Genomic DNA, 9,998 nt, shown 5'->3' with positions numbered 1-9,998 from the left:
GACCACCGCACGGACCCCGCGGGGGGTGCCGGGGCCCGCATCGCCTGCGCCGTTCTCCGGAGGGGGCCGTGAGCGGGACGGTACCCGGCGGGGAAGGCCAGGGCGCCTCCTGCGAGCTGGTACCCGAGGCCCCCGGGGCCCCGGAGGCCGCGCCGTCCGCACCGCCGGTCGTGCAGCGGCTCGAGCCCAAGGAACGCCGGGGCCTCGTGGTGGCCATCACCGGCCACGGCAAGGGCAAGACCACCGCGGCCCTGGGCCTGGCCGTGCGCGCCTGCGGCCACGGCCTGCGCGTGTGCATCATCCAGTTCATGAAGGGAGACCTCTACTCCGGTGAGTGGGACGGGGTGAGGCGGATGGATTGCCCCATCGAGCTCGTGGCCACGGGAAAGGGGTTTTGCGGCATCCAGGGCAACCCCTACCCCTGGCGCGAGCACCGGGCCAACGCCCAGGAGGCCCTGGCCCTGGCCCGGGCGAAGATGGGGTCGGGCGAGGTCGACCTCCTCATCCTCGACGAGATCCACAACGCGCTCCACCTCAAGCTCCTCGACCTGCCCCAGGTGCTCGAGCTCCTGGACGTCAAGCCGCCGCTTCTCCACCTCGTGCTCACCGGTCGGGACGCGCCTCCGGAGATCATCGAACGGGCCGACACGGTCAGCGAGGTCCGGGAGGTGAAGCACGCCTACCAGAAGGACATCGAGCCCCAACCCGGGATCGACTACTGACCTGCGGTTTCCCTGAGGTCATTCGCGAGTGCAGAGGGGCGCGGCCCCTAAGAGCGGGCTCGCCCGCGAATTGCCTGGTGGTGGACTGCCCCGCCCAGCGGGGCGGCGTCCGAGCTGTCAGGGGCCGGCAGGGGCGATCCGAAGGGCCGGGTACAGGTCTGGAGCCGTCTGCGCCACCGCCTCCCGTGCCAGGGCCACGAGCTCCCAGTAGGGCGGCTCGAACCCCCGGTGCTCTCGAAAGCGCGCCGCCCGGGCCTCCAAGCCCCCGAGAATCCGGGGGTGGACCCGTCGGGTGAGGGCCCGCACCCGCAGGGCGGCCCCCGCCGACATCCCCGCCGGGATGGGGGGCTCCGCGCCCAGGGCCCCCGCCAGCACCGACCACCCCTTGGCCAGCCTCGCGACGGGGAGCTCCCACCCGGCGTAACCGAGCCGGGCGACGCCGCCCTCGGCGGCCTCCAGGAGGGCGTCCAGGATGGCGCTGTCGAAGCGGTCCCGCGCCAGGCCCTCCGGGTTTCGCCACTCCGCCACGGGCGCCAGGGCGGGGTCGTACTCGAGGTCGGAGGGCACCAGCGTGGTGAAGTGGCGCACCCCCAGGGCCGCGAGCCAGCCGGCCAGGCCCGGGGCCGAGATGCGCGAGCGCCGGGACCAGAGCTCCACCCCGAGGGGCCGGTAGGCGTGGTAGAGGACCTCGGAGCAGAAGAGCGCCGAGGGGTCCTCCCAGTCCATGGGGAAGTCGTAGGGGATCGGCCCGCCGCGCACCCGGGCGAGCATGGCCGAGGCGGCCCGGTGGGGCAGTTCGGGCTGCCCGGTCAAGGCCGGGTGGTCCGGGCGAAGGCGCAGGAGCAGGATGCGCAGCTTCGGGTCCCCCAGGTAGGCCTCCAGGGAGCTCACCACGGCGCCCCGCTCGATCAGCGCCTCCACGGCGACCGCCCGCCCCGAGGTCGGGTCCACGTGGGCCAGGGCGGCGTGGGAGAAGACCCCCGGGTAGTCGCTCCCCCGGGCGATCAGGGCCGAGGTGGGCGCCCCTCCGCGGGAGAGGAGCAGGTCCCCGCTGTGCACCCGGACCCCGTGGACCAGGACCGAGGGAGAGGCAGAGGGCACTGCCCCCAGGGGGAGTAGGGCCGGAAGGGCGTCGGGGCCGTGCTGGGCCAGGGCTTCGTCCAGGGCGGCGCGGCCCCCGGCCACGACGCGGTAGAGGGAATCCAGGGGGAGAACGCCCGGTGGGCCGCTCCGGCGAGCGGCGTCGAGGGCGGCCAGCCGAGCCTCTGCCGTGAAGCCCGCGAGCAGCGGCAGAAGCTCCCGATGGGCTGCGGCCAGCGCTCCGAGCCGAAACTGGACCTCTTCGAGGCACAGCAGGTCTTCGGGGGCGGGGACTCCCGGGGCCCCGGCCAGGCGGGCCAGAACGGCGCGTCCCTCGGCTTCCCGAGCCCGGGCCCGGCCGCGGGCCTCCTCGGGGCTCGCTCCGGCGGCCTCGAGAAACTCTCTCTCCAGGTCTCGGAAGAGGCCCTCCCGGTCCCAGCGAAACAGGGGGCCTCCGGCCCCGACGGCCCGGGGCGGTTGGTCTGGCTGCGAGAGGGCGAGCGCAAACACCGCCAAGGCGCCCGCGAACGCCCACCGCGCGCGCCTTTTTCGAGTTGGGCGCACCTTGGTCCATTCTCCTGGAGATCTTCGGGGACACCGAGTCCCAAGCCCATACGTCGCGTTGTGTCGCGGCCCGCACCGAGGCCGCGGGGCGGATGGATGCCCCATCCAAATCGAAATCGCATTCGAAATCGAAATCCAAATCGACGCCGACCCCGATCGCCATCTCGGTTGCGACCGGTCACACGCGCCAGGGACCGTCGCGTGCAGACGGCCCGAGGCGCAGTCGTGCCAGGCTTCGGTGTTCCACGAGTTCGGGGCAACAGTGTGCCGGTTCTCGGCGGTTTGGCCAAGGCAGCTCTCCACTCCGTGCAGACGGGTCTCGCCTTGCGGGCTCCCCGCCCCCCGGGTAGATAGGAGGCCCGACGGGCAAGTCCCAGAGCGAAAGGAGGGCACACATGTCGATCCAGTTCCGGAACCTGGTCTTCGAGGGCGGGGGCGTCAAGGGCATTGCCTACGTGGGCGCCATGACGGTGCTCGAGCAGCGGGGGGCCCTGGCCCACGTCCGCAGGGCGGGGGGCACCAGCGCGGGGGCCATCAACGCCCTGTTGTATGCCCTGGGGTATACGATTCCCGAGCAGCTCGAGCTCCTGTCGGATACTCCCTTCAAGCAGTTCATGGACGACTCCTTCGGGGTCATCCGCGACATCCGGCGGCTGGCCAAGGAGTTCGGCTGGTACCAGGGGGACTTCTTCTCCACCTGGGTGGGCGACCTGATCGGGAAGAAGCTTGGGAAGCCCACAGCCACCTTCGACGACCTGAAGGCTGCCAAGCGCCCCGACCTCTACGTGGTGGGCACCAACCTCAGCACCGGCTGGGCCGAGGTGTTCTCCGCCGAGCGCCACGGCGCCATGCCCCTGGCGGAGGCGGTGCGGATCAGCATGTCCATCCCGCTCTTCTTCGCCGCCGTGCGCAGGCCGCCCCGCGACGACGTGTACGTGGACGGCGGCGTGGTGCTCAACTACCCGGTGAAGCTCTTCGACCGGGAGAAATACGTCGACCGCACGGCAGAGGACTACGCGGCCCGACCCACCGAGTACTACAACCGTGAGAACGCCCGGTTCGCCCTGGAGCTTCCCGGGCGCAGCCCCTACGTGTACAACCGCCAGACCCTGGGGCTTCGGCTCGACACCCGGGAGGAGATCGCTCTCTTCCGCTACGAAGAAGAGCCCCGGGGCAAGCCCATCCGCAAGTTCACCGAGTACGCGCGGGCGCTCATCGGGGCCTTCATGCGGGTGCAGGAAAACCAGCACCTCCACGGCGACGACTGGCAACGGACCCTCCACATCGACACCCTCGACGTGGGCACCACCGACTTCGACCTGAGCGCGGCCAAGAAGGATGAGCTCGTCCGGTCGGGGATCGACTGCGCGGAGGCCTACTTCCGGTGGTTCGAAGACCCGGCGGAGCAGCCGGTCAACCGGGTGGGGTGAGGCCGCCGCCGTGATGTTGCAGTGCAGAAGGACGGCTGCCCGCCGGGGAGGTCAGGAGACCGGTGCCGGCGAAGATGTCTGGCTTGCTGCTGAGAAAAATCGCCAGGCAGGCTTGACGCTGCAACGCAGCAATGCTAGGGTACGCCCCATGGAGGCAAACAACCACCTACAGGAGGCATACCCATGGCGAAGAAAGACGTATTGACCGAGGCGACGGAGAAGATGACGGCCGGTGTGACCGCTCAGGCGGAGCTGGCGGGCAAGTGCTTCGCCCTGTACCAGGCCCAGGCGGAGAATGCGCTGAAGTTCTGGACCGAAACTTCTGCCGCGGCCATGACCGAGGGGCAGAAGGCCATGAAGGAGTGGGTGGACCTGGCCTCCGGCATTGCCGCCGACGCCCGGAAGACCTGCGAGGCGGGCTTGAAGGAAGCCACCAAGATCTTCACCCCGCCCGCTGCCTGAGGCGCCCCGCGCCCCGGGGCGAGCATGATCCAGAAACCAGAAGGGCCGGCGGCTAGGCCGGCCCTTCTGGTTTGCCGTTCCCTGTAGCCCTCCTCCCCCCCTGGTCGCCCCACCTCTCCCCCAGCCCGGCACGGCATCACCGGGCCGCCGCCGGCACTCTTTCTGTCTGCGCGAGCCGGGGGGCCCCCGTCCAGACCAGCACGGCCCGCAGGAGGGAGGCGCTGTGGGAGAGCTGTTCGTAGGCCTCTGCCCGCGTGGGGAGGCGGTCCTGAGCTCGCAGCCTCTTGCCCAGCGCGATGGAGAGGTTGGCCACCCTCGCCACCTCCCGGGCCAGGTCCTCCTCGGAACCCACCGCGAGCGGGTAGACCCGAATCTCCCGCCACCCTTCCAGTACGCCGTGATTCACCACGCCGTCCATGGCCGCGTGGTTCTTCTGGTTGAAGTCGTCATAGGGCACGTTGTGGAGCGGCATGGAGAGATCGCCCAGGTAGTGGGCGGCAAAGGCCAGGTGGTACTCGCCGTACTTCCCCTGGGCCCGTGCGGCCGCGTAGTTGCGCAGGGCGGCAACGATGGCCCCGTGGAGGTGGCCGTCCCGGTCGACCGTGTCGTACCGGGTCGCCTGGGAGAGCACGAGGGCGGGGGTCACGGGGGTTCCCCAGGGCTGGTTCACGTAGTGGTTGTGGGCCTCGCGGTCGCCCGCCTTGAGCTTGGCCATGTCGGCCCCGGCGGCGTGGTACCACTTGGCGTAGCCGGCCGCCCGGGCTACCGCCAGGTGGGTCTCGTCGTGCCAGGCTCCCGCCGGAGCGACAGGGCAGAGAGCCCAGCCCAGGGCGGCCGCCGCAAGCGCAAGGCGCCCGGAGCGCCTCACGGCAGGATGATGCCGCCGCCGGCCTGCTGGGGCGTGACGATGCGCGACGCCTCGCGGCGCCGCAGCTCCTGCAACTCGGCCATCATGTGCTCGATGGCAGCGGAGATGGCCTCGGGGAAGCGCTCCATGGCCTGCTGCAGGTTCTGGGCGTCGAGGCGGGCCTGCACCGGCAGGCCGCCGGCGGGCGTCATCACCTGGGTCTGGCCCACGAACAGGACCGGCCGGGTCTTGTCGAGGGAGCCGTCCTGCTTCACCGGGGTCAGCCTGCGGATGCTGGCCACCTTGAGGTCGGTGAAGAGCTCCTCCCGGTAGAGGTTTTGCTGATCGACCCGGAGATCCGAGACCCGCATGCCCGGCTGCTCGCTCATCTGTGCCTCCTCGCATTGGGGGGGGGTAGGGGGGGAGGGAAGGGACCCCCGCTTCGGACCCACGGATAGCACGGAAGAGGGCGCCGGGCCAACCCCTGCCCCCCGGTTTCTCGCCGGGGAGCAGGAATGGGAGCCCCTCGGAGGGCGGTGCCGCTACCCCGCCCCCCCGCAGGCGCGCATGCGCTCGGGCTCGGCGGTGTTTGCCAGGCGTCCGTCGCGCACGGTGAACACCAGGTCCGCCTGGGCGGCGATGTCGGGGTTGTGGGTGACCACCACCACGGTCTTCCCGCGCCGGTGGAGGGTGCGGATGGTCCCCAGGACCCCGGCCTCCGACTCCGAGTCCAGGTTCCCCGTGGGCTCGTCCATGAGGAGGATCTCGGGGTCGTTGGCCAGGGCGCGGGCAATGGCCACCCGCTGCTGCTGTCCCCCCGAGAGCTCCGAGGGCGGGGCTTCGGCTTTCTCTCCCAGCCCCACGAGCTCCAGGAGCTCCCGGGCGCGGCCGGCCCGCTCCTTCTTGGGGCTCGTGCCGAACATCATGGCGACCCCCACGTTCTCGGCGGAGGTGAGCCCGTCGAGCAGGTTGAAGAACTGGAAGACGAACCCGATGCGGCGGGCCCGCAGATCGGCCAGGGCGTGGTGGGAGAGGCCGGTCAGCTCGTCTCCCGCCACCCAGATGCGCCCCGCAGTGGGTCGGTCCAGGCCCCCCAGGAGGTGCATGAGGGTGCTCTTGCCGTGCCCCGAGGGCCCCACGATGCACGCAAAGGCGCCCCGGGGGATGTCCAGGCTCACCCCCCGGAGGGCCTCGGTGGGGATGCGTCCCTTCTGGTAGGTCTTGCGCACGTCTTCGGCGCGGATGGCGACGTCACTCATAGCGGATGGCCTCCACGGGCGCGAGCCCGGCCGCCTTCCAGGCGGGGTAGGTCCCGGCCACGAGGGCGACGGCGAGAGAAAAGAGGATCGACCCGGCCGCCGTGGCCGGATCGAGGCCGCCCGCGCTGCCCTTGACGAAGGCGGTAAACGCGTTCTGTCCCACGTAGGGGGCCAAGAAGAGGGACGCCAGTGCCCCGGTTGCGACCCCGATGAAGCCCCCCAGCACGCCGTAGCAACCCGATTCCACCAGGAACAGGCGGAAGATGGTTCCCCGGCGGGCGCCCAGGGCCTGGAGGATGCCGATCTCCCGGCGGCGCTCGTAGGTTGCCGTGAGCATCGTGTTCACGATGCCGAAGGCCGCCGCCAGCACCGCCACGGCGGCGATGAGCTGCACGGTGAAGCTCACCGTGCCCACCACCGAGAGCACCGACTGGAGCATCTGCTCGTCGGAGACCACCCCCAGGGCGGTCGCCTCCCGGATGGCCAGCACGTAATCGCCGGTGCGGCTCACGTCGTCCACCTGCACGGCCACGAAAGACACCCGGTCCCCCACGCCGAAGAGCTCCTGGGCGAGCTCCAGGGGGAGGAACAGGCCCGTGTCGTCCCGGGACCGGGTCTCGGCCAGGATGCCCAGCACCGGCAGGGCCTGGCCCCGGATGGTCACCGTATCCCCCAGCCCGAGCCCGCCGTCCTCGGCCGCGGCCGACCCCGCCACCAGCCCCGGCTGGTCCGGGAGGTCCGGCAGGCGCCCCTGGGCCAGACGCCAGCCCTTGAGGCGGGAGAGGAGCGCGAGGTCGGTCCCCACCACGGGGACCGGGCGGTTTCGCACCGCCGTCTTCTCCGTGAGCAGCGGCACCGCGGTGAGGCCCGGCAGGGAGGCGATGGTGCGCACCTCGTCCATGGTGATGGTCACCGGAAGCTGGTCGCCCGTGAGGATCGAGACCTGCTCATAGGCGCACGAGCCCTTGGGGGCCACCACCAGGTCGGCCCCGAGGGCGTGGGCCTCCCGGCGGATCTCCCGCTGGAGGCTCGCGCCCAGGGAGAGGAAGGTGACGAGCGAGGCGATGCCCACCGTGATCCCCAACAGGGTGAGCACGAGGCGGCCCCGCCGCCGGGTCATGTTGCGAAAGACGAGCCGGCTGGCGTTCATTCGATTGCCCTCCGGCCTAGATCTTGTGATTTCGCAGAGTCTTCACCGCGGTGGCGGTGAGGAGCCGCCCGCCGTGGGTGAAGGTGCCCGTCACCTCCACCTCGTCGCCGTGGGCCGGCCTGGGCCCCTCGTAGCGCACGGGGAGGTAGAACTTGTTGCAGTTGGGCGAGTTGCACAGGAGCTCGCTCTTGTCCATCACCCCAAAGATCGCCGGGTCGGTGGGGGAGACCGCCGCCATGATGCCTACGACGGTCAGGGTCCCCTGGAAGGCGGCGGGGTCGGAGCGCACGTCGTTGACTTGGAGGGGCAGGGGCCCGCTCTTGAGGTTGACGGCGGCGATGGCGGCCACCGCGACCACGGCCAGGGCAGCGCCCGCAAGGGCGAGAAGGTGCTTCTTCTTCATGGCGTTTCCTCACGAAGGTGGTGGGTAGGAGCCGATCGAGGGCCTGGGGCATCCAGGCTTGCGCCCGCCGTCACACACTTTCCTGCAGGGCCTGCACGGGAGAGCGGGCGCGGCGAAGCCGCGGAACTCCGGCTTTGGCGGGAAACTTACGAAGCTCGGGGGGGTCGTTCCGGAGGGGAGGAACACGCCTGGGGGGTGAGCGCGAGCTGTGGAGATTCCGGGGCTTCCCCCTCACCCGCGGCTTGGAGCGCCGCGCCGGGGTTTACCCACAGGGCGTGGCCGCAACACGAGGTGCACCCCATGTCGGCCCCCTCGCCGCCGGCAGGACAGCTCTCCCCGCAGCAATTGCGGCGGTCCGCGGCAGACAGCTCTGCCGCCGCAGCCCAGGCGGGCACGGCGAAGGCGAGGAGGAGCGCAAGGGTCCAGCGCAAGAGAGAACTTCCCATGTGGGAAACTTTACGGATCAACCCTTGCGCCGGTCAACACAAATCGGCGCATCCCGGTCTGCGGGGCGGCAAGGGGTCTTCCCGAGCGCTACGGCGCGTACTCGTGTGCGCCCACGTCTGGGGCTCCCGCCATGGGACGAAGCTCCACCCGTAACGGGTGGCGGTACTCGTGCAAAGGTTCCCACGTCTTCGCCGCGTCGGACGGCAGGGGCGCCGCCGCGTCCACCGCGGGCGAACCGGGCCGGAGGCGGTAATCGTACGAAGACCGGTCCGCGACCTCCACGTCCTCGGCGAACCGGTTCTCGCCGCTGCCGGGCAGCCCTCCCAGCGACGCGTCGAAGCGGCCGAACAAGCCCTTGCCGGCGTCGACCAGGTTGCCCACGAGCACGGCCGGCCCTTCGGCCGGGCTCCCCTTCCCGAGGAGCAGATTGTTGACGACGAGGGCCTTCTCCCGCGAGTGGTTGCGGACGAAGTTGCCGTCCGAGCGGTCGTTTACGATGGTGTTGTGCGCCACGAGCAGGTGGTTCCGATCCCAGCGCAGCCCCTCCGGCGCAAAGGTGACCAGCGTGTAGTTCTCCGTGGCCGGCCCCTGCTGGAGGACGTTTCCCACCACGTACGCCTCGCCGCCCACGGAGAGGTCGATGGTGTAGTTGCTGCGCCCGCGCCCCTCGTCCACGATCCGGTTGTACAGGATCGTGGACCGGCGCGCGCGGCTCTTGACCGCAGAGCCGATCAGCGTTTCGTGGATGTAGTTGCCCCGGAGCTCGAGCTCGTCGATGGTCCCGACGTAGATCTGGTGGGCCTGCCCCGAAGGGTGGCCGTTCCTGGCAAACTCCGAGTACTCCACGCGCAGCCGGGCCCCGGCGTGGTTGCTCGTCATCAACCCCGACTCGTTGTCGTGGAAGAAGCACGACACCACGTGCAGCGCGTCCCCTTCCGCGCGGATGCCGGCGCCGTTCCTGTCGCGGCTGCGGGCATGCGCGAACTCCACGTTCTCGATGCGGATGTTGTTCCCTTGGACGATCCAGATGGCCTTGTGCTGGGGAAGCGCGGCGCCGGCCGGATTGAGTCTCGCCACGCCGCCCACGGCGCGGATCAGGAGGTCGTTTGCGGACCAGATCGCCGTGTCGCCCGGGTAGTCGCCACCGGCGATCTCGATCACGTCCCCGTTGCGGGCGGCTCGGGCCGCCTGGCTCGGGCGGGCAAACGGGGCCCCCGGACGCACCGTGAGCACCCGCCCATAGCCGAGCGTGGCGGAGCGGGCATCGGGCAGGTCGCGAAACCGGAAGACGTCCGGCACCGCCTCCCCGAGCAGGCCCTCGACGCGTGCCTCTCGCGCCTTCTCCAGGCGCTCGACCTCGCCCTGGGCCAGCGCCCTGACCTTGCGCGCGGCAGCCTTGGCGGCTTCGAGGGACCGCCCCGGGCCGAGGACGAGCACCAGCACCACCGCCCCCGCCAGGGCCACGTGGGCCGCCAGCGCCAGCAGCACCAGGTACCAGCGGAAGAACTGGAAGAATCGCCCCACGAATCCGCTCTTTCTCGGCATGTCGCGCGCCTTCTCGTCGAATCGTCCGCCTGCGCCGGCGCTCCCGGTTCTTCCCCTTCGGGGTGTGCCCGGTTCCCGGTTCCCTGTTA

General features: G+C 70.9%; 10 protein-coding genes. 3 read left to right on the top strand and 7 right to left on the bottom strand.

Features of this window, described 5'->3' with window-relative positions:
* Nucleotides 1–68 precede the first annotated feature (68 nt).
* Nucleotides 69–722, top strand: a complete 654-nt coding sequence (locus AB1578_18560; GenBank protein ID MEW6489898.1) for a cob(I)yrinic acid a,c-diamide adenosyltransferase — start codon at nt 69–71, stop codon at nt 720–722.
* Between the two features lie 117 nt (nt 723–839).
* On the opposite strand, the gene AB1578_18555 is transcribed toward AB1578_18560, so the two are convergent.
* Nucleotides 840–2,312: a YiiX/YebB-like N1pC/P60 family cysteine hydrolase gene (locus AB1578_18555; GenBank protein ID MEW6489897.1), complete on the bottom strand. Its 1,473-nt coding sequence runs from the start codon at nt 2,310–2,312 to the stop codon at nt 840–842.
* Between the two features lie 449 nt (nt 2,313–2,761).
* On the opposite strand from AB1578_18555, the gene AB1578_18550 reads away from it, so the two are divergent.
* On the top strand, nt 2,762–3,796 hold the full coding sequence (locus AB1578_18550; GenBank protein ID MEW6489896.1) for a patatin-like phospholipase family protein: 1,035 nt from the start codon (nt 2,762–2,764) through the stop codon (nt 3,794–3,796).
* A gap of 183 nt (nt 3,797–3,979) precedes the next feature.
* On the top strand, nt 3,980–4,258 hold the full coding sequence (locus tag AB1578_18545) for a hypothetical protein (protein ID MEW6489895.1): 279 nt from the start codon (nt 3,980–3,982) through the stop codon (nt 4,256–4,258).
* Nucleotides 4,259–4,394: 136 nt separating this feature from the next.
* Here the strand turns inward: AB1578_18545 and AB1578_18540 are convergent, their stop codons facing one another.
* From AB1578_18540 to AB1578_18515, 6 genes are all read right to left on the bottom strand, one after another.
* On the bottom strand, nt 4,395–5,126 hold the full coding sequence (locus tag AB1578_18540) for a hypothetical protein (GenBank protein MEW6489894.1): 732 nt from the start codon (nt 5,124–5,126) through the stop codon (nt 4,395–4,397).
* Nucleotides 5,123–5,494 carry a hypothetical protein gene (locus tag AB1578_18535; protein MEW6489893.1) on the bottom strand — a complete coding sequence of 124 codons (372 nt, stop codon included), beginning with the start codon at nt 5,492–5,494 and terminating at the stop codon, nt 5,123–5,125. Before AB1578_18535 ends, AB1578_18540 begins: the two co-directional genes overlap by 4 nt.
* Before the next feature lie 153 nt (nt 5,495–5,647).
* Nucleotides 5,648–6,364, bottom strand: coding sequence for an ABC transporter ATP-binding protein (locus tag AB1578_18530; GenBank protein ID MEW6489892.1), 717 nt, complete (start codon nt 6,362–6,364; stop codon nt 5,648–5,650).
* Nucleotides 6,357–7,514 (bottom strand): ABC transporter permease, encoded by a 1,158-nt coding sequence (locus AB1578_18525; protein MEW6489891.1) that lies wholly within the window; start codon nt 7,512–7,514, stop codon nt 6,357–6,359. Before AB1578_18525 ends, AB1578_18530 begins: the two co-directional genes overlap by 8 nt.
* Before the next feature lie 16 nt (nt 7,515–7,530).
* A complete protein-coding gene (locus AB1578_18520; GenBank protein ID MEW6489890.1) occupies nt 7,531–7,917 on the bottom strand; it encodes a hypothetical protein in 387 nt (128 codons plus the stop codon).
* 534 nt (nt 7,918–8,451) lie between these two features.
* Entirely contained in the window at nt 8,452–9,909 is a 1,458-nt protein-coding gene (locus AB1578_18515) for a right-handed parallel beta-helix repeat-containing protein (protein ID MEW6489889.1), read from the bottom strand.
* Between the last annotated feature and the right edge of the window lie 89 nt (nt 9,910–9,998).

This window comes from Thermodesulfobacteriota bacterium, from assembly GCA_040756475.1.
Taxonomy (GTDB): Bacteria; Desulfobacterota; Deferrisomatia; order Deferrisomatales; family JACRMM01; genus JBFLZB01.
The sequence above is the reverse complement of the archived record's forward strand: the minus strand, read 5'-3'. Positions and strand labels throughout refer to the sequence as shown.

Coding starts and splice junctions, on each gene's coding strand:
- AB1578_18515 (MEW6489889.1), bottom strand. CDS start 9,909: ATGCCGAGAAAGAGCGGATTCGTGGGGCGATTCTTCCAGTTCTTCCGC.
- AB1578_18535 (MEW6489893.1), bottom strand. CDS start 5,494: ATGAGCGAGCAGCCGGGCATGCGGGTCTCGGATCTCCGGGTCGATCAG.
- AB1578_18530 (MEW6489892.1), bottom strand. CDS start 6,364: ATGAGTGACGTCGCCATCCGCGCCGAAGACGTGCGCAAGACCTACCAG.
- AB1578_18550 (MEW6489896.1), top strand. CDS start 2,762: ATGTCGATCCAGTTCCGGAACCTGGTCTTCGAGGGCGGGGGCGTCAAG.
- AB1578_18520 (MEW6489890.1), bottom strand. CDS start 7,917: ATGAAGAAGAAGCACCTTCTCGCCCTTGCGGGCGCTGCCCTGGCCGTG.
- AB1578_18525 (MEW6489891.1), bottom strand. CDS start 7,514: ATGAACGCCAGCCGGCTCGTCTTTCGCAACATGACCCGGCGGCGGGGC.
- AB1578_18545 (MEW6489895.1), top strand. CDS start 3,980: ATGGCGAAGAAAGACGTATTGACCGAGGCGACGGAGAAGATGACGGCC.